The 22,543-nt window shown below is 62.4% G+C and carries 17 protein-coding genes and 1 pseudogene; 16 read left to right on the plus strand and 2 right to left on the minus strand.

Going from position 1 to position 22,543, the window contains the following annotated elements; all coding sequences use genetic code 11:
• Window positions 1-18 precede the first annotated feature (18 nt).
• The 12 genes and pseudogenes from PW947_RS26520 to PW947_RS26575 all read left to right on the plus strand — a co-directional run bounded on the left by PW947_RS26520 (window position 19) and on the right by PW947_RS26575 (window position 13,511).
• Window positions 19-648, plus strand: coding sequence for a tetratricopeptide repeat protein (locus PW947_RS26520; protein WP_299635346.1), 630 nt, complete (start codon window positions 19-21; stop codon window positions 646-648).
• Between the two features lie 62 nt (window positions 649-710).
• Window positions 711-1,857, plus strand: a pseudogene (gene bamB / locus PW947_RS26525) (outer membrane protein assembly factor BamB).
• A gap of 421 nt (window positions 1,858-2,278) precedes the next feature.
• Window positions 2,279-3,616, plus strand: coding sequence for a ribosome biogenesis GTPase Der (gene der / locus PW947_RS26530; protein WP_299635347.1), 1,338 nt, complete (start codon window positions 2,279-2,281; stop codon window positions 3,614-3,616).
• 142 nt (window positions 3,617-3,758) lie between these two features.
• Window positions 3,759-3,995, plus strand: a complete 237-nt coding sequence (gene hfq, locus PW947_RS26535) for an RNA chaperone Hfq (protein WP_153075043.1) — start codon at window positions 3,759-3,761, stop codon at window positions 3,993-3,995.
• Window positions 3,996-4,055: 60 nt separating this feature from the next.
• The gene (gene hflX, locus PW947_RS26540; RefSeq protein WP_299635348.1) at window positions 4,056-5,255 is read left to right on the plus strand and encodes a GTPase HflX; all 1,200 of its coding nucleotides are present in this window, start codon (window positions 4,056-4,058) and stop codon (window positions 5,253-5,255) included.
• 30 nt (window positions 5,256-5,285) lie between these two features.
• On the plus strand, window positions 5,286-6,701 hold the full coding sequence (hflK, locus tag PW947_RS26545; RefSeq protein ID WP_299635349.1) for an FtsH protease activity modulator HflK: 1,416 nt from the start codon (window positions 5,286-5,288) through the stop codon (window positions 6,699-6,701).
• 12 nt (window positions 6,702-6,713) lie between these two features.
• A complete protein-coding gene (locus tag PW947_RS26550; protein ID WP_299635350.1) occupies window positions 6,714-7,616 on the plus strand; it encodes a protease modulator HflC in 903 nt (300 codons plus the stop codon).
• Between the two features lie 45 nt (window positions 7,617-7,661).
• Complete coding sequence (locus tag PW947_RS26555; protein ID WP_299635351.1) at window positions 7,662-7,853, plus strand: DUF2065 domain-containing protein; 192 nt, start codon at window positions 7,662-7,664, stop codon at window positions 7,851-7,853.
• Between the two features lie 224 nt (window positions 7,854-8,077).
• Window positions 8,078-9,229 carry an ATP phosphoribosyltransferase regulatory subunit gene (locus PW947_RS26560; protein WP_299635352.1) on the plus strand — a complete coding sequence of 384 codons (1,152 nt, stop codon included), beginning with the start codon at window positions 8,078-8,080 and terminating at the stop codon, window positions 9,227-9,229.
• A 207-nt stretch (window positions 9,230-9,436) separates the two neighbouring features.
• A complete protein-coding gene (locus PW947_RS26565) occupies window positions 9,437-10,783 on the plus strand; it encodes an adenylosuccinate synthase (RefSeq protein WP_299635354.1) in 1,347 nt (448 codons plus the stop codon).
• 3 nt (window positions 10,784-10,786) lie between these two features.
• Window positions 10,787-11,371, plus strand: a complete 585-nt coding sequence (locus PW947_RS26570; RefSeq protein ID WP_299635355.1) for a phosphoribosyltransferase — start codon at window positions 10,787-10,789, stop codon at window positions 11,369-11,371.
• Window positions 11,372-11,624: 253 nt separating this feature from the next.
• Window positions 11,625-13,511, plus strand: a complete 1,887-nt coding sequence (locus tag PW947_RS26575; protein WP_299635356.1) for a potassium transporter Kup — start codon at window positions 11,625-11,627, stop codon at window positions 13,509-13,511.
• 136 nt (window positions 13,512-13,647) lie between these two features.
• Here PW947_RS26575 and PW947_RS26580 read toward each other — a convergent pair whose 3' ends face one another.
• The gene (locus tag PW947_RS26580) at window positions 13,648-15,984 is read right to left on the minus strand and encodes a Tex family protein (RefSeq protein ID WP_299635357.1); all 2,337 of its coding nucleotides are present in this window, start codon (window positions 15,982-15,984) and stop codon (window positions 13,648-13,650) included.
• Window positions 15,985-16,261: 277 nt separating this feature from the next.
• Between PW947_RS26580 and PW947_RS26585 the strand changes: the two genes are divergently transcribed.
• The 3 genes from PW947_RS26585 (at window position 16,262) to PW947_RS26595 (ending at window position 19,915) form a co-directional block, all read left to right on the plus strand.
• Window positions 16,262-17,275 carry a hypothetical protein gene (locus PW947_RS26585; protein ID WP_299635358.1) on the plus strand — a complete coding sequence of 338 codons (1,014 nt, stop codon included), beginning with the start codon at window positions 16,262-16,264 and terminating at the stop codon, window positions 17,273-17,275.
• 82 nt (window positions 17,276-17,357) lie between these two features.
• Window positions 17,358-17,576, plus strand: coding sequence for a DUF465 domain-containing protein (locus PW947_RS26590; protein ID WP_299635359.1), 219 nt, complete (start codon window positions 17,358-17,360; stop codon window positions 17,574-17,576).
• Window positions 17,577-17,653: 77 nt separating this feature from the next.
• Complete coding sequence (locus tag PW947_RS26595; protein WP_299635360.1) at window positions 17,654-19,915, plus strand: ATP-dependent DNA helicase; 2,262 nt, start codon at window positions 17,654-17,656, stop codon at window positions 19,913-19,915.
• A 756-nt stretch (window positions 19,916-20,671) separates the two neighbouring features.
• On the opposite strand, the gene PW947_RS26600 is transcribed toward PW947_RS26595, so the two are convergent.
• The gene (locus PW947_RS26600; RefSeq protein WP_299636029.1) at window positions 20,672-21,919 is read right to left on the minus strand and encodes a cupin domain-containing protein; all 1,248 of its coding nucleotides are present in this window, start codon (window positions 21,917-21,919) and stop codon (window positions 20,672-20,674) included.
• A 32-nt stretch (window positions 21,920-21,951) separates the two neighbouring features.
• Here PW947_RS26600 and PW947_RS26605 point away from each other — a divergent pair, with 32 nt between their 5' ends.
• A complete protein-coding gene (locus PW947_RS26605; RefSeq protein WP_299635361.1) occupies window positions 21,952-22,491 on the plus strand; it encodes a peptidylprolyl isomerase in 540 nt (179 codons plus the stop codon).
• Window positions 22,492-22,543: the final 52 nt, after the last annotated feature.

The raw sequence follows: 22,543 nt of genomic DNA on the forward strand, positions 1-22,543 counted from the left end.
AGAAGGAATCGCTGGGCGATGAGTTACCACGACGAACAAGAATCGATTGAAGGTCTGAAAGCATGGTGGACGCAGTGGGGCAATGCGACCACGTGGATCGTGCTGGTGGCGCTCGTCGCTGCAGCGGGCTGGAACGGCTGGAATTTCTGGCAACGTCGTCAGGCAGCGGAAGCCGCTGTGCTGTATGACCAGGTTCAGCAAGCCGTGAGCGCTGGCGACAAAGCCAAGGTCAGCCGCGTCGCAGCCGACATGGAAGACAAGTTCAGCGGCACGGCTTACGCGCAAATGACCGCGCTGACCGCCGCGAAGGCGTTGTACACGACCGGCGACGAAGCGGGCGCGAAAGCGCAGTTGCAATGGGCCATCGATCACGCGAAAGACGACGAGTTCAAACAGGTCGCCAAGCTGCGTCTCGCTTCGTTGCTGCTCGACGAAAAAGCCTACGATCAAGGTCTCGCGTTGCTGTCCGACCCGCAGTCCGACGCGTTCAAGGGCGTTGTCGCGGATGGTCGCGGCGACCTGCTCGCGGCACAAGGCAAGCGCGACGATGCGCGTACCGCCTACAAGCTCGCACTCGACTCGCTGTCGAAAAACGACACATCCGCGCGTCAATTGATCCAGTTCAAGCTCGACGCGCTGGGCGGTTGATCGTTCTTCGAAACGATCAACCAGTTCCATTCGATTAATCTTCCTAAATGCTTCGTCCACCGATGAATCTGCTGAAACGTTACGTTGTGCCCGTTGCCTGTGCGATGACCGTGCTGGGTCTGGCGGCTTGCTCATCCACGAAAGACGATCGCCGCGTGCCGACGCCGCTCACTGAGTTCAAACCTGTGCTCGACGTGCAGCAGACGTGGAAGACCAGCGTAGGTAAGGCCGGTCGCTATCTGTTCTCGCCGGTCGCCGTGGGCGACTTCGTGTATGCCGCAGGAGCGAACGGTTCGGTCGCGAAGATCGACGCGTCGACGGGTAAAGATGTGTGGCGTATCAAGGTGGGCAGCGATCTGTCCGCCGGCGCTCGGCAGCGATGGCACATTGACCGCGGTCGGCGCGCTGAAGGGCGAAGTCTTCGTGCTGGGCAACGACGGCAAGCTGTTGTGGAAGGCCACGGCGCCGGGCGAAATCATTTCGCCGCCGCTGGTCGGCAATGGCTTCGTGATCGTGCGTACCATCGACGGTCAGATCACCGCATTCAACGCGCAAACCGGCGAGCAGAAGTGGGTCTATCGCAATCGCGCGGTGCCGTTGAACCTGCGTGTGTCGTCGGGCATGACCTTCGCGGGCGACGCGGCCGTGCTGGCCGGTTTCCCGGGCGGCTCGTTCGCGGCAATCAATCTGCAAACCGGTGACACCTTCTGGGAAACGCCGGTGTCGTATCCGAAGGGCGTGACCGAAGTCGAGCGTATCAACGACGTGACGGGCCCGCCGACCCTCGTGGGTGCGCAGACCTGCGCGGTGACGTTCCAGGGCCAGTTGGGCTGTTTCGATGCGAACTCGGGCCGTGCCGTGTGGGAAAAGGCATTCTCGAGCACCAGCGGTCTCGCGCAGGACGATCGCACGGTCGTAGCGGGCGACGACTGGTCGGTGGTGTCGGCGTACGACGCAACCAACGGCAACCAGCTGTGGCGCAACGACAAGCTGAAGAATCGTGAAGTCAGCGTGCCGATGTTGCTCGGTCACGCCGCTGTGTTCGGTGACTATCAGGGCTACGTGCACTTCCTGTCGCGCGACGACGGCACACTCGTCGCCCGCATGAAGACCGACGGCAGCCCGATCACCGCCGCACCGGTCATCGCGGGTGAGACACTGGTCGTACAAACGCACGACGGCGACATCTACGGTTTCCGTCCGCGTTAAGCAAGACACGCGCTGATACCGCGTAACGTGCAGGCCGGCTTTGCCGGCCGCATGTGTTTGTGGAAGCAAAGAATTGAATATTCACTGCCGGCGCGGCTGGGCCGGCGGTTGACTCCGGGTCAGGCTTATCTCGCCGCCCGGCGCCCGGCCCGGCAGCGGACACGTTCCGCTCGCCCGGCCCGGACTGGATTGAGTCGCGGCTACCGGCTCCGATCCGATCGCGTGCAACTCCGGCGGCATGACGTCCGCCCATACAGCCAATCCAGCGTCCGGCTGGACGTGCATACCTGACGCGCGTCCGGGGCCGGTCGAATTCGTGATAATTTTCGTCAATCGCGAGCCGTCGCACCTGCGACGGCCGTATGGCGTCGCAACGCGGGCGGTCGATTCCGACGCCGCGTTTCACTGTGAACAACATCAGATGAAACCCGTTATTGCCCTCGTCGGGCGCCCCAATGTGGGGAAATCCACGCTGTTCAACCGGCTCACGCGTTCGCGCGATGCGCTCGTCGCCGATTTGCCGGGTCTCACACGCGACCGCCACTACGGTGAAGGCCGAACGGGCGAGCGTCCGTATCTGGTCGTCGATACCGGCGGTTTCGAGCCGGTCGCGAAAGACGGCATCCTTCACGCGATGGCGCTGCAGACGCGTCAGGCCGTCGAGGAATCGGACGTCGTCGTGTTTATCGTCGATGGCCGCAACGGTCTCGCGCCGCAAGACAAGGCGATCGCCGACTATCTGCGCAAGACCGGCCGCCCGATCTTCCTCGTGGTCAACAAGGCCGAGGGGATGAAGTACAGCGCGGTCGCGAACGACTTCTACGAACTCGGTCTCGGCGACCCGCGCGCGATTTCCGCGGCGCACGGCGACGGCGTCACGGAAATGATCAACGAGGCGCTCGGCGTGGCCTACGCGGGTCAGCCGGAAGAGAGCGACGAGGAGAAGGAACCGCGCGGCATCAAGATCGCGATCGTCGGCCGTCCGAACGTCGGCAAGTCGACGTTGATCAACACGCTGGTCGGCGAAGACCGCGTGATCGCGTTCGACATGCCGGGCACCACGCGCGACTCGATCTACGTCGATTTCGAACGTCAGGGCAAGAACTACACGCTGATCGACACGGCGGGTTTGCGTCGTCGCGGCAAGGTGTTCGAGGCGATCGAAAAGTTTTCGGTCGTGAAGACGTTACAGTCCATTTCCGATGCGAACGTCGTGATTCTTCTGCTCGACGCACGTCAGGATATCTCCGAACAGGACGCGCATATCGCGGGCTTCGTGGTGGAGCAGGGACGTGCGCTGGTGGTGGGCGTGAACAAGTGGGACGGCCTCGACCCTCATGTGCGTGACCGCACCAAAGGCGATCTCGAGCGCAAGCTAAAATTCCTCGACTTCGCGAAATTCCACTTTGTTTCGGCGCTGGAAAAGACCGGTATCGGCGCGTTGATGCGCTCGGTCGACGACGCGTATGCCGCTGCGATGGCGAAGCTTCCGACACCTAAACTGACTCGCGCGCTGATCGACGCGGTCGAATTCCAGCAGCCGCGCCGACGCGGTCCGGTGCGTCCGAAACTGCGCTATGCGCACCAGGGGGGACAGAATCCGCCGCTGATCGTGATTCACGGAAATGCCCTCGACGCGATCACCGATACTTACAAACGCTACCTCGAAAACCGCTTCCGAGAAACTTTCTCGTTGACCGGGACTCCATTGCGCATAGAGTTCAGATCATCGACGAACCCTTACGCGGACAAAGGCTGAAACCCGCGTGTGCATTGGGTTTGGCCGGATGGCCAGGCCCCGCGCGCGAAAAGAAAAATCGGCTATAGTGTAGCGATTGACGGCGGATTTCTTTTTCTTCGCCGACAATTTAGTCAACCTGCAAAAAAATACGGAGTTAGCTATGAGCAACAAAGGGCAATTGTTACAAGACCCGTTTTTGAACGCACTGCGCAAAGAGCATGTGCCGGTCTCGATCTACCTGGTCAACGGCATCAAGCTTCAAGGGAACATTGAATCGTTCGACCAGTACGTCGTGTTGCTCCGGAATACGGTTACCCAGATGGTGTACAAGCATGCAATCTCGACCGTCGTGCCTGCCCGTCCGGTGAATTTCCACCCGGATTCTGAACAGCCCTAACCCCTTGTCGCGGCCGGCGCAGCGTCGCCCGTTGGCGATCCACTCCCGGCCGCTTCATTTTTGATACCCTCCAATTTGATCAACGCAGCGCTTGTCGGCATCGACTTCGGTAAGATCGATTTCGAAGCCAGTCTCGAAGAACTCAGCCTGCTCGCGCAAAGCGCGGGTGCCCATCCTGCCGTTACGCTCACCGGCCGCCGTTCCAGTCCCGACGCAGCAATGTTCGTCGGTAGCGGCAAAGCCGAAGAGCTGCGCCTCGCGTGCGAAGCGAACGACATCGAGCTCGTCATTTTCAATCATGCTCTTGCGCCCGCCCAGCAGCGCAATCTGGAGCGCGCGCTTAACAGACGCGTGATCGACCGGACGAGCCTGATCCTCGACATCTTTGCGCAACGCGCACGCAGCCACGAAGGCAAGCTGCAGGTCGAACTCGCACAACTTCAATATCTGTCCACGCGGCTGATCCGCGCATGGACTCACCTCGAACGTCAGAAAGGCGGTATCGGTTTGCGTGGCCCGGGTGAAACCCAGCTCGAAACCGACCGTCGTTTGATCGGGGAACGCATCAAGGCACTCAAGACGCGTCTGGAAAAGCTGCGGCGTCAGCACGGCACGCAACGTCGGGCGCGTCAGCGTAACCGCACGCTGTCGGTCTCGCTGGTCGGCTATACGAACGCGGGCAAGTCCACGCTGTTCAACGCGCTGACGAAGGCGCAGGCCTATGCGGCGGACCAGTTGTTCGCTACGCTCGACACCACCTCGCGGCGCGTGTATCTCGGCGATGAAGCCGGGCAGGTCGTGGTGTCGGACACGGTTGGTTTCATTCGCGAATTGCCTCACCAGTTGGTCGCCGCGTTTCGCGCCACGCTGGAAGAAACGATTCACGCCGACCTGCTGTTGCACGTGGTGGATGCGTCGAGCGCCGTGCGTCTCGACCAGATCGACCAGGTGAACGAGGTGCTGCGCGAGATCGGCGCAGACACCATCCGGCAGGTTCTCGTGTTCAACAAGATCGACGCGGTGCCGGAGTTGGCGGCCCGCGGCGACGCGGTCGAGCGGGATGAATATGGTAATATTTCGCGCGTCTTTTTGAGCGCGCGCACGGGGCAGGGGCTCGATACATTGCGCGCTGCCATCGCCGAAATCGCTACGGCCGACTCTCTTTCCGACGCGCCGCGCGTCTTGCCGGAAGATGACCGGTCCAACGCCTCTGGCGACGACCACACAGATCCGGGCACAGACCCGTTCCAATTGCATTGACCCGCTGTCTACTCTGGTGAACGAACACAGGTGAACGATTACAACGAGCGGAGTAACTGGTTGCGTCTGCGCGCCATTCTTTCGATGAACGATCCGCGCTGGGGCCGGGGTGACGGCAACGGCGAGCGACAACGTCCGGTCGAACCCAAGAAGCCGCAAAACGGCAAGGACGGCGAAGGTCCGCCCGACCTCGACGAAATGTGGCGTGAATTCAATCGCAAGCTGAGCCGCGTCTTCGGTCGTAAGGGCGGCGGCGGTGCCGGTCGTCCGGATAACGGTCGCGGCGCGCGCATCGGCGTGGGCATCGTGATCGGCGTGCTGATCGCCATCTATGTCGGCAGCGGCGTGTTCGTCGTCCAGGAAGGTCAGGCGGCGGTCGTGATGCAGTTCGGTCAGTACCGCTATACGGCCGCGCAAGGCGTGCACTGGCGTCTGCCGTATCCGTTCGAAAACCACGAGTTCGTCAATATCGGCCAGGTGCGTTCGGTGGAGATTGGTCGCAATAACGTCGTGCGCATGGCCAACGTGAAAGACGCGTCCATGCTCACGCACGACGGCGATATCGTCGATATGCGCTTTTCCGTGCAATACCAGATTTCGAAGCCGACGGATTTTCTGTTCCGCAGCGTCGATCCCGATCTGAGCGTGACGCAGGCGGCGCAAGCGGCCGTGCGTACGCTGGTCGGTTCGCGTAGCACAGACGACATCCTCTATCAGGATCGCGAAGCAATCCGTCAGCAGCTGGTCGATTCGATCCAGCAATCGCTCGATACTTACAAGACCGGTCTGTCCGTCACCGGTGTGACGATTCAGGGCGTGCAGGCGCCGGCGCAAGTGCAGGCCGCGTTCGACGAAGCCGGCAAGGTTCGCCAGGAAAACGATCGTGCGAAGACCGACGCGCAGAATTTTGCGAACGATCTGCTGCCGCGCACCGAAGCCGAATCGACGCGAATGATCGACGACGCGAAGACTTACAGCGACAAGGTCGTCGCTCAGGCACAAGCCGATGCCGAGCGCTACAAGCAGGTGTACGCGCAGTATTCGAAGGCGCCGGCGGTGGTCCGTCAGCGCATGTACCTGGACACCATGCAACAGATCTATTCGAATACGACGAAGGTATTTGTCGACAGCAAGAGCGGCAATAACGTGCTGTATCTGCCACTCGACAAACTGGTCGACCTGACCCGCCAGCGCAATGCCGATGCCGCGAGCGCAGCGTCTGCCGCGCAGGCAGCGAATGCGCCCGCTAACGCGACGGCCGCGGCCAATGCTGGCAACGCGGCGAATGCTCCGGCTGCTGCGCCGGCCAATGCCAACAGCCCCGCAACGGCTCCGGCCGCCGCGGCGAGCGCGGCAGCGCCGGCCAGCCAGGCGGCATCCGCCGGCGACCCGCTGCGATCGCGCGAATCGTTTCGCAGCCGCGGCCGCGAAGACGACGTGCAATAAGGAGCGCAAATCATGAATCGAATCATTGCGCTCGTTGTTGCGATCGTGATCGTGCTGTTCGTCGCGTCGTCGATGGTGTTCGTCGTCGATCAACGTCATATGGCCGTGTTGTCCGCGCGTGGCGGCGATGCGCCGACCTTGCTCGGCCCCGGCGTGCACGTGAAGTTGCCGCCGCCGTTGCAGTCGGTGATGCTGGTCGATAACCGCATCCAGAGCGTCGACGCACCGGACGAAGACCGTTACGTCACCGCCGACAAAGCCGATCTGCTGGTCAATCCGGTCATCAAGTATCGGGTGACGGATCCGCTCAAGCTGTTCGCCGAAACGCGTGGCGACGCGCAGAGCTTGCCCGACCGTCTCGCGCTGTTGTCGCGCGGTGCGCTCGGCGATGCGTTCTCGAAGTACTCGCTGTCCGACGTGCTCGCGAAGCAACAGGATGTAGCGGCTCAGGCGCGCGCCGAGATGGCGAAGCCGGCGGCGTCGCTGGGTGTCGAGGTGATCGACATGCAGTTGACGCGCGTCGACTTCCCGGCGGCGATGGCCGATTCCGTCTACAAGCGGATGATCGCCGCGCGCGAACAGGTCGCGAACCAGGAGCGCGAAAAGGGCGCGGCCGAAGCCGCCCAGATTCGCGCGGACGCGACCAACAAGCAGCAGACGATGCTCGCCGAAGCCTATCTGCAAGCGCAGACGATCAAGGGCGAAGGAGACGGCAAGGCTGCGTCGATCGCCGCCGATGCGTTCGGCAGCGACCCGCAGTTTTACCAGTTCTATCAAAGCATGCAGGCGTACCGGGCCAGCTTCAAACCGGGCGACGTGATCGTGGTCGATTCGAGCAGCGATTTCTTCCGCTTCATGCGCAGCCCGACCGGCGGCGCAGCGCCGGAGGCCGCGGCCGCGCCGCGCAAACACTGATAATCGGAGACGCCGCGGCATACGCATCGCGGCACAGTTACCCGCATGGACATAGCCGGTTCGTTGTTGCTCGCGATCGCCCTGATGCTGATCATCGAAGGGATGTTCCCCTTCGTTTTTCCCGCTGCCTGGCAGGATACGTTTCGTAAAATGGCAGAGCGGTCGCCGAATCAGATCCGCATCGGCGGTCTGATCGTGATGGCACTCGGACTGATCCTGCTGATGCTGGCGACCTGAGCGCACCACAAGTGCGCGACGGGCGCGGGGCGGCGCCGAACGCGGCACGCCCTCGATTCCGGCGTGGCCTCGCATGAAGTCAGCCGCACGCGGAAGTCGCCGCCGGAACCCGCCAGCGGGTCGCGCAGCTGAATGCGCGTGCGGCGTTCCCTCGAAGCCTTTCACTCTTTTTACCGGCGCGTTTCGCGTTGACGCGCCGGGTTCAACGTCGTAGGACTGTATCGATGTCGACCTGGTTACTTCCCGAGAATATTGCCGACGTATTGCCGTCGGAAGCCCGCAAGATCGAAGTATTGCGGCGTCGGCTGCTGGACCGTTTCCGCGCCTACGGCTATGAAATGGTCATGCCGCCGCTGCTCGAGTACCTGGAGTCGCTGCTGACCGGCGGCGGTCACGATCTCAATCTGCGAACGTTCAAGCTCGTCGACCAGTTGTCGGGCCGCACGCTCGGCCTGCGCGCCGACATGACGCCGCAGGTCGCGCGGATCGACGCGCATCTGCTGAACCGTCAGGGCGTGACGCGCCTGTGCTACGCGGGCAACGTGCTGCATACGCGTCCGCGCGGCCTGCACGCCACGCGCGAGCAGATTCAGATCGGCGCCGAAATCTACGGTCACGCCGGCCTCGAAGCCGACCTCGAAATTCAGCAATTGATGCTCGACGCGTTGCGTCTCGCGGGTCTGACCAAAGTGCGTCTGGATCTGTGCCACGCGGGCGTGCTGAAGGCGCTGATCGACGGCGAGCCGGCGGCGGCTGCGCTGGGCGAATCGCTGTACAACGCGCTGGCAGGCAAGGACGTGCCGCGTCTGGCCGAACTCACGGCCAATCTGACGCCGGTGACGCGCGACGCGTTGCGCGCACTGCCGACCCTTTACGGCGACGCGTCCGTGCTCGACCTCGCGCGCGCGAGCTTGCCCAATACGCCGGAGATCGCACGTGCGCTGGACGATCTGTCGTTCCTCGCGTCGCAGGTCGATGGCGCCGAAGTGATGATCGATCTGGCCGATCTGCGCGGCTATGCGTATCACAGCGGCGTGATGTTCGCGGCTTATGTCGATGGCGTGCCGAACGCGGTTGCGCAAGGCGGCCGTTACGATCACGTCGGCCAGGTGTACGGCCGCGCACGCGCGGCAACCGGTTTCTCGCTGGATCTGCGCGAAGTGGCGCGTATTTCGCCGGTCGAAGCGCGCAGCAGCGCGATTCTCGCGCCGTGGCAACACGACGATGCATTGCGCGCGAGCGTCGCGGCGCTCCGTAACGCGGGCGAAGTCGTGATTCAGGCGCTGCCGGGTCACGATCATGCGCTCGACGAGTTCGCGTGCGATCGCGTGCTGGTCGAACGCGACGGCGCGTGGGTCGTCGAGGTTCGCGCGTAAGCGTCCGGCGTCATCCAGATAAGGCCTGGATAGCATTCGGCTCACAGTCGGAACACAATTTTTCTGCACCGGACAATGCGCGGCGAGCCCGTCGCGCAGTGTCTTTTTATCTTAATTTAGCGTTTATACCGTTGAGCGGAAACGGAAAAGTTCGGATCGTTTCGCGAACATAGGTAGAATACGTTTTTAACCAGCTTACGAAACAACATGTCTGCCAGCGCAGTGAATGTGAACCCCGGGCGCAACGTCGTCGTCGTGGGAACCCAATGGGGTGATGAAGGCAAGGGCAAGATCGTCGACTGGCTGACGGACCACGCTCACGGCGTCGTTCGCTTCCAGGGCGGTCACAATGCCGGCCACACGCTTATCATCGGCGGCAAGAAAACCATTTTGCGTCTGATCCCGTCGGGCATCATGCACCCGGGCGTCGCGTGCTACATCGGCAATGGCGTCGTGTTGTCGCCGGAAGCGCTGTTCAAGGAAATCGGCGAACTCGAAGCCGCAGGCGTCGATGTCCAGAACCGCCTGTTCATTTCCGAAGCCACCACGCTGATCCTCCCGTACCACGTCGCGATCGACCAGGCGCGCGAAGCACGCCGCGGCGCGAGCAAGATCGGTACGACGGGTCGCGGCATCGGCCCGGCGTATGAAGACAAGGTCGCTCGCCGCGGTCTGCGCGTGCAGGATCTGTTCGACGCCGCCGCCTTCGCCGATCGTCTGCGTGAAAACCTCGACTATCACAACTTCGTGCTGACGCAGTATCTGAACGCGCCGGCCGTCGACTTCCAGCAGACGCTCGACACGATGCTGAGCTACGCCGACCGTCTGAAGCCGATGGTGACCGACGTTTCGCGTCGTCTGTACGACGAAAACGAAGCCGGCCGCAATCTGCTGTTCGAAGGCGCGCAAGGCACGCTGCTCGACATCGATCACGGCACATACCCGTTCGTTACGTCGAGCAACTGCGTGGCGGGTGCAGCGTCGGCAGGCGCGGGCGTCGGTCCGCAAAAGCTGAACTACATCCTCGGCATCACGAAGGCGTATTGCACGCGCGTCGGTTCGGGCCCGTTCCCGAGCGAACTGTACGACGCGGACAATCCGCAGCGTCAGGAAGCGATCGGCCTGGAACTGGCTACGGTCGGCAAGGAATTCGGCTCGGTCACCGGCCGTCCGCGCCGCACCGGCTGGCTCGACGTGGCAGCGCTGCGTCGCTCGATCCAGATCAACGGCGTGTCGGGTCTGTGCATGACCAAGCTCGACGTGCTCGACGGTCTCGACGAAGTGAAGCTGTGCACCGGCTACACGATCGACGGTCAGGCCGCCGACCTGCTGCCGCGCGGCTCGACGGAAGTGGCGCGTTGCGTGCCGGTCTACGAGACGTTCCCGGGCTGGAAGGAAAGCACGGTAGGCATCAAGGAATGGGACAAGCTGCCGGCCAATGCGCGCGCGTATCTGAGCCGTGTGCAGGACGTCGCGGGCATTCCGATCGACATGGTGTCGACCGGTCCGGATCGTGACGAAACCATTCTTCTTCGCCATCCGTTCAAGGTTTAACTCATGACGCAGGGTGTACCCATGATTGCGATGAAAGACCCGCGCAACGACGAGAAAAACCTGTGGGTCGGTTGGGATGAATATCATCGTTTGATCGAACTGCTGGCGCTGTCCGTCCACGAGTCGGGCTGGAAGTTCGACCAGATCCTGTGCCTCGCACGCGGCGGTCTGCGCGTCGGCGATCAGCTGTCGCGCATTTACGATCTCCCGCTGGCCATTCTCGCGACGAGTTCGTATCGCGAAGCGGCGGGCACGGAGCAGGGCGACCTCGACATCGCGCAATACATCACGATGACGCGCGGCGAGTTGCACGGCAACGTGCTGCTGGTCGACGATCTGGTGGATTCGGGCGTGACGCTCGCACGCGTTCAGCAGCACCTGAAAGAGCGCTATCCGGCCATCACGGCGGTGCGTTCGGCGGTGCTCTGGTACAAGGGCTGCTCGAAGGTGAAGCCCGACTATCACGTGCAGTATCTGCCCACCAATCCGTGGATCCACCAACCGTTCGAGGAATGGGACACGGTTCGTCCGCATAACCTCGGCGCGTGGATCAAGCGCGGCATGGCGCAGGACGAAGCAGCAAAGTGATCCATACCGACTCGCGTCGGAATGCGTCCAGTCTTGAAAACGGAGTCCTTTGGACTCCGTTTTTTTTATGTCTTTTTGTCGTTATTGCACGGCGCGAAAACGGTCATCCAAGCCGCAGACGCGCTGTCGACGCAGTGCTAAACTGCGCGGGCTACACACGTGGTGTATCCGCAACATGCCCGGCGGGCAGTATCAACGCCGCGTTTAGAATAGCGCTCGTTTTTTTCCGCACAGGAATGGATTCCACGCGTTTATGACAGATAACCATCACGTGCACAAACAGCCCTTGCCCTCGCTCGCGCTTGCCGCGGTCGGCGTGGTGTTCGGCGATATCGGCACGAGCCCGTTGTATTCGCTCAAGGAAGCCTTCAGTCCGTCGCACGGCATCCCGCTGACCGATGCATCCATCCTCGGTGTGATCTCGCTGCTGTTCTGGGCGATCGTGATCGTCGTGGGCGTCAAGTACGTGCTGTTCGTGATGCGCGCGGACAACAACGGCGAAGGCGGCGTGCTGGCGTTGATGGCGCTGGCGCTGCGCTCGGTCGAGCACAAGACCAGAATGGCCGGCATGCTGGTGATGCTCGGCATCTTCGGCGCATGCATGTTCTACGGCGACGCGGTGATCACGCCCGCGATCTCCGTGATGTCCGCGGTCGAAGGCCTGCAGATCGCCGCGCCCAAACTCTCGCATCTCGTCATGCCGCTCACGATGATCATCCTCGTGCTGCTGTTCTGGATCCAGCGGCACGGCACGTCGGTGGTCGGGCGCCTGTTCGGGCCGATCATGCTGGTGTGGTTCGTCGTGCTCGCGGTGCTCGGCATTTCGCACATCGTCCAGGCGCCAATGGTCCTCAAGGCGCTCAGTCCGTATTACGCATACAGCTTCATGGCCGCGCACGTGTTGCAGGCCTACGTGGTGCTCGGCTCGGTCGTGCTGGTGCTGACGGGCGCGGAGGCGTTGTACGCGGACATGGGGCACTTCGGCGCGAAGCCCATCCGGATGGCGTGGTACGTGCTCGTGATGCCGTCGCTGGTGCTGAACTACTTCGGCCAGGGCGCGCTGCTGATGCAAAACCCGAAAGCGATCGAAAACCCGTTCTTCCTGCTCGCACCTGAATGGGCGTTGCTGCCGCTCGTGATTCTGTCGACGGTCGCCACGGTGATCGCTTCGCAGGCCGTGATCTCCGGCGCGTATTCGTTGACCAGCCAGGCCATTCAACTCGGCTATGTACCGCGCATGAAGATCCTGCACACGTCTGACCTGGCGATCGGCCAGATCTACGTGCCGGTCGTCAACTGGATGCTGCTGTTCATCATCCTGTGCATCGTGCTGGCGTTCAAGAGCTCGGAAAATCTCGCGGCCGCGTACGGTATCGCCGTGACCGCAACCATGGTGATCACCACGGTGCTCGCGTGCGTCGTGATGGTCAACGTGTGGAACTGGAACAAGCTGCTGGTCGCGCTGATCATCGGTGTGTTCATGACGGTCGATCTCGGCTTTTTCGGCGCGAATCTGCTGAAGGTCGAGGAGGGTGGCTGGCTGCCGCTCGGCATCGGCGCGTTGCTGTTCTTCCTGCTGATGACGTGGTTCAAGGGCCGCATGATCGTCAAGGAGCGCACGGCCGCCGACGGTATTCCGCTGATGCCGTTCCTGCAAGGTTTGCTCGCGCATCCGCCGCACCGCGTGTCGGGCACGGCGATCTACCTGACCGGCAGCGACTCGCTGGTGCCGGTGAGCCTGCTGCACAATCTGAAGCACAACAAGGTGCTGCACGAGCGCACCATTTTCCTGACCTTCGTCACGCGCGACATTCCGTATGTGAACGACGCGGAACGTGTCACCGTGAAAGATATCGAAGGCGGACTGTTTCTCGTCAAGGCCGTGTACGGCTTCAACGAGACGCCGGACGTGAAGGCGGTCCTGCTCGAGGTGGGTCGTACGCACGACATGACGTTCGAACTGATGGACACGTCGTTCTTCCTCGCGCGCGAGACGGTCGTGCCGACGCAGTTGCCGGGCATGTCGGTGTGGCGCGAACGTGTGTTCGCGTGGATGCATCAGAACGCGGCGAAGCCGACCGATTTCTTCAGCATTCCGGCCAACCGGGTCGTGGAACTGGGAACGAAGATCGAGATCTGAACGGCGTCCGCCGGACGAAAAAAAGCCCACGCACTGCGTGGGCTTTTTTCATGGCGAACCGCTTGAGGTGTCGCGGTCTTTAACGCGCGCGGCGCGGTCCGCGCGATGCGGACCGCGGTCATGCATCCGGCATCGCTCAGCGTTTGAGCTTCGCGAATGCCGCGGCCATTGCGCCGCCCGGTTCCGGCTCACGCGAGCGTTGCGGTGCGCGTGCGCCGCCGCCCGAGCGACCCGCGCCGCGGTCCTGCTGCGAGCCGCCGCCGCGCGGTGCCGACGACATCCCGACTTCATCGTCCATGCGCATCGTCAGCGCGATACGCTGACGTTTCACGTCGACTTCGAGCACCTTGACCTTGACGATCTGGCCGGCCTTCACGACTTCGTGCGGGTCTTTGATGAACTTCGTCGACAACGCCGACACGTGCACCAGACCGTCCTGGTGAACGCCGATATCGATAAACGCGCCGAACGCGGCGACGTTAGTCACGACGCCTTCGAGCACCATGCCCGGCGTCAGGTCCGACACCTTCTCGACGCCTTCGCGGAAGGTCGCCGTCTTGAACTCGGGACGCGGATCGCGGCCCGGTTTTTCGAGTTCGGACAGGATGTCGCGCACAGTCGGCAAGCCGAAGCGTTCGTCGACGAATTCGACCGGCGACAGGCCGCTCAGCGCGTCACGATTGCCGAGTACGTCACCGACATGCTTGTTGATCTTCGCGAGCATCCGTTCGACGAGCGGATACGCTTCCGGGTGAACCGACGAACGGTCGAGCGGATTCTCGCCGTTGTTGATGCGCAGGAAGCCGGCCGCCTGTTCGAAGGTTTTGTCGCCGAGACGCGGCACTTTACGCAGATGTTCGCGCGACGGGAACGGGCCGTTCGCGTCGCGGAAATCGACGATATTGCGCGCGAGCGTCGCGTTCAGGCCGGACACGCGCGCGAGCAGCGCAACCGACGCCGTATTCGCATCGACGCCGACCGCGTTCACGCAATCCTCGACCACCGCGTCGAGCGAGCGGGCCAGTTCGCGCTGATTGACGTCGTGCTGATACTGGCCGACGCCGATCGCTTTCGGCTCGATTTTCACGAGCTCGGCGAGCGGATCCTGCAGGCGCCGGGCGATCGACACCGCGCCGCGCAGCGTCACGTCCATGTCCGGGAATTCCTTCGCGGCCAGTTCCGACGCCGAATACACCGACGCGCCTGCTTCCGACACGACGATCTTCTGCAGCTTGAATTCCGGGTGACGCGCGATCAGTTCGCTCGCGAGCTTGTCGGTCTCACGCGAGGCCGTGCCGTTGCCGATGCTGATCAGTTCCGCCTGCGTTTGCGCGCACAGGCGCGCGAGCTTGGCGATCGAGCCGTCCCAGTCGCGACGCGGTTCGTGCGGATAGATCACGTCGGTGGCGAGCACCTTGCCGGTTCGATCGACCACGGCCACCTTCACGCCGGTGCGCATGCCCGGATCGAGGCCGATCACGGCCTTCGGGCCGGCCGGCGCGGCCAGCAGCAGGTCTTTCAGATTGCGCGCGAACACGCGGATCGCTTCGTGTTCGGCTTCATCGCGCAGGTTCGTCAGCAGTTCGTTTTCGATGTGCGGCTGCACCTTGACGCGCCAGCACCAGCGGCACACGTCGGACAGCCATTTGTCGGCCGGACGGTTCTGGTTGGTAATGCCGAAGTGACGCGCGATCAGCGTTTCGCCCGGATGCGGCACGACCGCGTCGAGTTCCTCGCCGAGACCGAGCTTGACCATCAGCACGCCCGCGTTACGGCCGCGGAACAGCGCCAGCGCGCGATGCGACGGCACCGTGCGGATGGTTTCCGAGTAGTCGTAGTAATCGCGGAATTTTTCTTCTTCGGCGCTTTCCTTGCCTTCCACGACCTTCGACGACACCACGCCCTGGTTGAACAGGTAATCGCGCAGCTTGCCGAGCACTTCGGCGGTTTCGCCGAACTGTTCGGAGAGAATATCGCGGGCGCCGTCGAGCGCGGCCTTCACGTCGGCCACGCCCTTTTCGGCGTCGACGTATTGAGCGGCCTCGGTTTGCGGATCGAGCAGCGGATTGGCCAGCAGCGCTTGCGCGAGCGGTTCCAGACCGGCTTCACGGGCGATCTGCGCGCGCGTGCGGCGCTTCGGCTTGTACGGCAGATACAGGTCTTCCAGCACCTGCTTGCTGTCGGCGGTCTCGATTGCGGTGCGCAGTTCGTCGGTCAGCTTGCCTTGCTCGTCGATGCTCGTGATGATCGCCGCGCGGCGATCTTCGAGTTCGCGCAGATAGAGCAGGCGTTCCTCCAGATTACGCAATTGCGTATCGTCGAGGTTGTCGGTCACTTCCTTGCGGTAACGCGCGATAAACGGCACAGTCGCGCCTTCGTCGAGAAGTTGCACCGCCGCCGCGACCTGACGCGGCTGGACGGACAGTTCGCTGGCGATGCGCTGTACGATCTTGAGTGCTACGGTTTCCGTCATAAGGTCTAGGTGTTCCTGCCGGACTCGATCTGGGGCCGTGCGGGCGCGGCGCCTGAACGTGCGCCCGCCGCGACCGGGTTGCTTGAGCGGGGCATTTTGCCATAAATGCCAAAGGGCTCAACCGCGGGGTGATAGAATTTCGGGCATGTTCCGCTGCCCATCTACGACGTTGCCGACCTCCCGTTTCTCTCTCGCTTCGCGGCTTGCCGCGCTCACGGCACAGCGCATCGCGCTGTCAGGTACGGATTCGAATGCGCCTTCGGGTGTGCGTTTCTTCGTGCGTTCCCTCATGCGTTCCGGCGCGGTGTCCGACGTGACGGCCAGGGTCGCTTGCGGCGCGCGTTTCGACTCGCCGCTCAACCGGGCTTTCGCGCCGGCCGTATTCGCGCGGATTGCCGCGCTGGCTGCTGTGACCGCGCTCGTGTCGTCCGCGCCTGCGTTCGCGCAGACCGCGAAACCGGCGCAAACGGCGCAGTCGGCGCAGTCGGCGCAAGCCGGTGCGGCCACGCCGCTGTCGGCGTCGGCCGCTACGTCGGCAGCCGCGTCGGATGCGCAATCGTCGGAAGACAGCGGTTACGGCGCGCGGCAGAAAGAACTGGATCGCCGCACCGACGAAAACAACTATCGCTACGGCGTCGCCGAACACGATTGCTACAGCAAGTTCTTCGTCAATCACTGCATCAACGTGTCGCGCGACAAGATGCGTGACGAGCGCGCGCAGATTCGCAAGGAACAGCTGGCGCTCGACGAGGAACAGCGCATCGAACACGCCCGCAAGCGTGACGAGCAGGAAGCGCTGAACGCCGCGCAAGACGCCGCCGCCGCGCCGCAGCGTGCCGCGACCGACGCGCGCAATGAACAGTCGTATCAGGACAAGCAGCGCCAGAATGCAATTGACGAAGCGCAACGCAACGCGGAAGCACCGCAGCGCGCTGCGAATGCGCAGGCGTATCAGGCCAAGCAGCAACAGCATGTGATCGATCAGGCGCAGCGCGGCGCGACGCCGTCGCAAACGGCCGCGAATCAGGCGGCCTACGACGCGAAGCAGGCCGATTTCCAGCGTAAGCTCGCAGAAGCGCATGCACAGGGCGCGCAGAAGGCGCAGGAGCGCGTCGAGAAGCAGCAGAGCTTCGAGAGCAAGCAGACCACGGCCGCGCAGCACAAAGCCGACGTCGAGGCGCGTCAGAAGCAGGCCGCCGAGAAAGCGAAGCAAAAGCAGGAAGACGACCTGAAGCAGCAGCAACAGCTCGAAGAGCAGCAAAAGCTTCAGCAACAGCAGCAGAAAAAGTAGTTACGCGTTTCAGGCCGGACAGCAACCTCAGGCGCCGGGCTGCACCTCGCAGCCTGCGCCGCTTTGGCAAGAGGAGGCGAGCATGCGCGATCATCATCATGTCATCGACGCGAACACACTGCGCGATCGGATTCTGCAACTGGAATCGGAACACAGCGGGCTCGATCGGTTGATCGACAAAGTGTCGGATGAGCCCGGCATCGACGACTTCGAGATTCAGCGCCTGAAAAAGCGCAAGCTCAAGGTCAAGGACACCATCATCTTGCTGCAATTGCAGCTCGAACCGGACGCGCGACCTTAAGCGCGCGGCCTGGCAGGCGCCGGGTCGCGGATTCGCCGGTCACCCACGCGCGCCCGACTTTGCAGGAAACGCTTGCCTTGAATTCACCGCTTACACCTTCCCGCCCGGCGCCAGCCGACGCCGCCACCGCGCGCGATGCACGCAGCGCGAACGGCGTGACGCCGGCTGCGTTGAATCCCCGCCGCGTTGCCGAACTCAACGACATCTTCGCCGCCGACGGCCTGCTCGCGCGGCAGATCGACGGCTATCGGCCGCGCGCGTCGCAGATCGAAATGTCACGCGCCGTTGCCGCCGCGATGGAAGCATCCGGCCGCGCGATGCCCGAACCCGCGATGTTCGAGGCGCAGAAGCGTCCCGCGCGCAAGCTGCAAGCGCCCGCGGACGGCGACGCGTCCGCCGCGAAACCCGAAGACGAAGCCAATGGCGTCGATGGCGGCGAGAACACGCTGATCGTCGAGGCCGGCACGGGCACCGGCAAGACCTATGCGTATCTGGTCCCGGCGATGTTGTGGGGCGGCAAGGTCATCGTCTCGACCGGCACCAAGCACTTGCAGGACCAGTTGTTCCAGCGCGATATCCCGACCGTGCGCGACGCGCTCGCCGTGCCTGTTTCCATCGCAATGCTGAAGGGCCGCGCGAACTATCTGTGTCACTACTATCTGCAACGCACGGCGGATAACGGACGCTTGCCGTCGCGTCAGGAAACGTCTTATTTGCAGGACATCATCCGCTTCGCGAAGATCACGCGGACTGGTGATAAAGCCGAGCTTGCGAGCGTGCCGGAAACGGCAGCGGTGTGGTCGATGGTGACGTCCACGCGCGACAACTGTCTGGGTCAGGAGTGTCCGCAATACAAGGAATGCTTCGTGATGCAGGCGCGTCGCGAGGCGCAGCAGGCCGATATCGTGGTGGTCAATCACCATCTGTTTTTCGCGGACATCATGCTGCGCGATACCGGCATGGCCGAGTTGCTGCCCACCGCGAACACGGTGATCTTCGACGAAGCACATCAACTGCCTGAAACCGCAACGCTGTTCTTCGGCGAAACCTTGTCCACGACGCAATTCCTCGAACTCGCACGCGATAGCGTCGCCGAAGGCTTGGGGCACGCGCGCGAGACGGTGGACTGGGTGAAGCTCGGCGCCGCGCTCGAAAAGGCCGCTCGGGATGTGCGGCTTGCGTTCAAGGAAGAAGTGGTGAGGTTGTCGATCGGTCAGCTGTCCGACGATCACCCATTGTTCGGCGCGCTCGACGTGCTCGAGACCGAACTGGATGCGCTCACGTCCGCGTTGTCGAGCCAGGCGGAGCGCGCGGAATCGATCGGCGTGTGTCTGCGTCGGGCGCGCGAATTGCAAGATATTCTGTCCGGATGGACCACGCCGCCCACTGAAGCGGAACGGGAATCGGCGTCGGGTGCTGCGTCCGCGTCCGGCGACAACGGGAAATCGCAGAAGAGCGACCCTAACGAAAAGGTCCGCTGGATCGAAGTGTTCTCGCACACGGTGCAGTTGCACGAGACGCCGCTGTCGGTCGCGCCGATTTTCGCGAAGCAGCGCGCAGGCGTGCCGCGCGCGTGGATCTTCACGTCGGCGACGCTGTCGGTGCGTGGCGACTTCACGCATTACGCCGCGCAAATGGGCCTGAACGCACGTCGTTCGATGACGCTGCCCAGCCCGTTCGATTATCCCGAGCAAGGCTTGCTGTACGTGCCGCGCAACTTGCCGCAACCGTCGTCGCCGATGTTCACCGACGCCGTGTTCGACGCCGCGTTACCCGCGATCGAAGCCGCGGGCGGCGGCGTGTTCATGTTGTGCACGACGCTGCGCGCGGTCGACCGGATTGCGACGAAGTTGCGCGACGTCATCGAATCGCGTGGCTGGGATACACCGCTGCTGGTTCAGGGCGACGCGAGCCGTACCGAACTGCTGGATCGTTTTCGCGCGTATGGCAATGCGATCCTCGTCGGCAGTCAAAGCTTCTGGGAAGGTGTCGATGTGCGCGGCGATGCGTTGTCGCTGGTGGTGATCGACAAGCTGCCGTTTGCGCCGCCCGACGACCCCGTGCTGTCGGCAAGGCTCGAAGCGCTGACCAAGAAAGGGCTCAGCCCGTTCGCGGTCCACCAGTTGCCTCAGGCCGTGATTACGTTGAAGCAGGGCGCTGGGCGCCTGATTCGCGCGGAAACGGATCGTGGCGTGTTGATGATCTGCGATACGCGGCTCGTCGATAAGCCGTATGGGCGCCGGATCTGGCAGAGTCTGCCGCCGTTCAAGCGCACGCGTGAGATCGATGTAGTGAGAGCGTTCTTTGAAGAGAAAGCCGCGTCGAAACAACGCGCGTAATGCGGTGGCCGCGTGTGCGATTTGCAGCGTGGCCGCGTGCATCTGGCTACAAACCGTAGCGATTGGAAACGTGTTGAATTCACGTATTGAATCGCGCAGGTTATCGAACGTGTGTTGACACCTGCACGCATCGAGACTCAGATACAGATCGAGCCTTAAAAGCAAAACGCCACGGAGATGAATCCGTGGCGTTTTGCTTTGCCGCCCAGGAGATCAGACGATCCCCCGATGCAGCGAATCCGCCAAAAGGCGAATGTGCAACAGCTTACTGGCTTGCGCCCGAAGCCGGAGCAGCAGCCGAAGCAGCAGCGCCTGCGTCCGAAGCAGCCGTCGTAGCCGAAGCAGCAGCGTCGCTCGCAGCAGCAGCAGCGCCCGATGCAGCAGCTGCCGAATCCGAAGCTGCAGCAGCCGGTGCCGATGCGGCAGCAGCGTCGCTAGCCGGTGCAGCAGCTTGGTCGCTGCTCTTGTTGCACGCAGCCAATGCCACAGCTGCCAACAGGGATGCTACGAGGAGGGATTTCTTCATGATCACGTCCTTTTATGGTTAAAGGTAAGCAACAGCGCTAAATAATACCGGTAATGTGCTCCAACACCGACTTTGGCCGCTGGTGGAGACGCACTTATGAGCGTGAATCTTCCCTACGGCTTGGGCGGAAATTATAGGCACTTTCGTAGTGACCGTCGACAAATGCGGGGTCAATACGTTGTCTTTCTCATACAAAATTTCACAGTGCGGTACAACGCCCGGCAAGCCTTTCAAGCAAACTCGCCGACCTGTATCCAGCCCGCACAATACCACTCGTGTAGCAATGCTGTCACCGACGAATCGTCTGAGAGTGTTACAAAGCGTTTCGCACTCAAACACCGGTTGTCGGCGAGTTCAACTACCCATTTTTTAACGCCGGCAATCCGACTTTGTTCTCCATTCAGGAAGAAAAAGCGTCGGTTATATAACATCGATGCTTTACGATCGAGCCGGATGCCAGACTTCGATGCAACTGCATTGAAACGGGCTTCCGTCAATGGTTTTTCGGGTGCGTCGAATACGACCGTCGGCTTGGGTTCGCTCAGATACGTACCGAGGAATGCGCCGATGTCATGCTCGTTCCATTTGACGCCAGCAAGGATCGCGCCCAACCGGTCGACCAGCGCTTGCGGCAGTTCACCCGGATGAGCCACGGCCGGCTGTTGCGGATCCCGATACAACTGCGGCGCGCGATCGGCAGGGGCTTCATCGGCTTCACGTTCGCCGCGTTCGGCGAGGTGATAGAGGAACTGCGAGGTGAGCTCGCCGGTAGACGGTGCACGAAAGCCGATCGAGCACGTCATGCACTCGCCTTCGGCGATACCGTCGTGGGCGATATGCGGCGGCAGATACAACATGTCGCCTGGTTCGAGTACCCATTCCTCTTCGGGCTCGAAGTGCTGTAAAACTTTCAACGGCAGGTCGTCGCGCAAGCTCAGGTCTTTTTGCGCGCCGATGCGCCAGCGGCGCTTGCCATGAACCTGCAACAGGAAGACGTCGTAGGAGTCGAAATGCGCACCGACACCGCCGCCGTTGGTCGCATAGGAGATCATCAGGTCGTCGAGGCGCGCGTCGGGCACGAAACGGAAGCGGTCGAGCAACGCACGCGCGCGATCGTCGTGAAGATCGACGCCTTGCACGAGCAGGGTCCAGGCACGCTGTTTGACCGAAGGCAGTTCGTCGGGCGCGAAAGGGCCGTGCTCCATCTGCCACTTGTTGCGGAAATGCGTGATGAGCCGGGATTCGACTTCGTCCTGATCGGCGAGCTCGAACAGTTCATCGCGCGACAGCGGGGCCACGATGTCGGGAATGGCCTGGCGAATCAGCAGCGGCTTTTTCTGCCAGTACCTGCGCATGAATTGTGCGGGCGTCAGGTTACCGAGCAGTGGCGTGGGCGTGTCGGGCGAGGGCGGCAGCACCGGCATCGTGAACCGGGTCGAACCGGCTTGCGCCGGGTGGTCTTGGGGCCGCTTGGGCATCGTATAATGTGAGTTGTATTCTGGAGAATCGAATGAAAATCGCAAAGAACACCGTCGTGTCGGTCGCTTACAAGCTGTCGGATGCGCAGGGCAATCTGATCGAGGAAAGCGACGAGCCGATGGTCTATCTGCACGGCGGCTATGATGGCACGTTCCCCAAGATCGAGGAAGAGCTCGACGGCCACGAGGCCGGCTTCGAGACTGCAGTCCAGCTCGAACCGCAAGATGCATTCGGCGAGTACGATCCGGAACTCGTGAAGATCGAGCCGCGTGACCGCTTTCCCGAGCCGCTCGAAGTCGGCATGCAGTTTGAAGGCACGCCGGAAGAAGGTGACGAAGACCTGGACTCGCTGGTCTACATCGTGACCGACGTCGCCGAAGACAAGGTCGTGCTCGACGGCAATCATCCGCTCGCGGGTATGGCGCTGCGTTTCGACCTGTCGGTGAAGGAAGTCCGTCCCGCTACCGAAGACGAAATCCAGCATGAGCACGCGCATGGCGCAGATGGCCTCGAAGTGCTCGATGAAGACGACGACGAAGACGACACGCCGTCGGCTCCGACGCTGCACTAAAGCTGAAGTCCGAAGTCCGAAGTCACACCCAACCGTCCGGAACCGGGTCGCT

Origin of the sequence: Paraburkholderia sp. (genome assembly GCF_028283785.1) — a bacterium.
In the GTDB taxonomy this organism is placed as follows: Bacteria; Pseudomonadota; Gammaproteobacteria; order Burkholderiales; family Burkholderiaceae; genus Paraburkholderia.

Coding starts and splice junctions, on each gene's coding strand:
- hfq (WP_153075043.1), top strand. CDS start 3,759: ATGAGCAACAAAGGGCAATTGTTACAAGACCCGTTTTTGAACGCACTG.
- PW947_RS26590 (WP_299635359.1), top strand. CDS start 17,358: ATGCGCGATCATCATCATGTCATCGACGCGAACACACTGCGCGATCGG.
- PW947_RS26605 (WP_299635361.1), top strand. CDS start 21,952: ATGAAAATCGCAAAGAACACCGTCGTGTCGGTCGCTTACAAGCTGTCG.
- PW947_RS26565 (WP_299635354.1), top strand. CDS start 9,437: ATGTCTGCCAGCGCAGTGAATGTGAACCCCGGGCGCAACGTCGTCGTC.
- der (WP_299635347.1), top strand. CDS start 2,279: ATGAAACCCGTTATTGCCCTCGTCGGGCGCCCCAATGTGGGGAAATCC.
- PW947_RS26570 (WP_299635355.1), top strand. CDS start 10,787: ATGACGCAGGGTGTACCCATGATTGCGATGAAAGACCCGCGCAACGAC.
- PW947_RS26575 (WP_299635356.1), top strand. CDS start 11,625: ATGACAGATAACCATCACGTGCACAAACAGCCCTTGCCCTCGCTCGCG.
- PW947_RS26560 (WP_299635352.1), top strand. CDS start 8,078: ATGTCGACCTGGTTACTTCCCGAGAATATTGCCGACGTATTGCCGTCG.
- PW947_RS26580 (WP_299635357.1), bottom strand. CDS start 15,984: ATGACGGAAACCGTAGCACTCAAGATCGTACAGCGCATCGCCAGCGAA.
- PW947_RS26600 (WP_299636029.1), bottom strand. CDS start 21,919: ATGCCCAAGCGGCCCCAAGACCACCCGGCGCAAGCCGGTTCGACCCGG.
- PW947_RS26550 (WP_299635350.1), top strand. CDS start 6,714: ATGAATCGAATCATTGCGCTCGTTGTTGCGATCGTGATCGTGCTGTTC.
- PW947_RS26555 (WP_299635351.1), top strand. CDS start 7,662: ATGGACATAGCCGGTTCGTTGTTGCTCGCGATCGCCCTGATGCTGATC.
- PW947_RS26520 (WP_299635346.1), top strand. CDS start 19: ATGAGTTACCACGACGAACAAGAATCGATTGAAGGTCTGAAAGCATGG.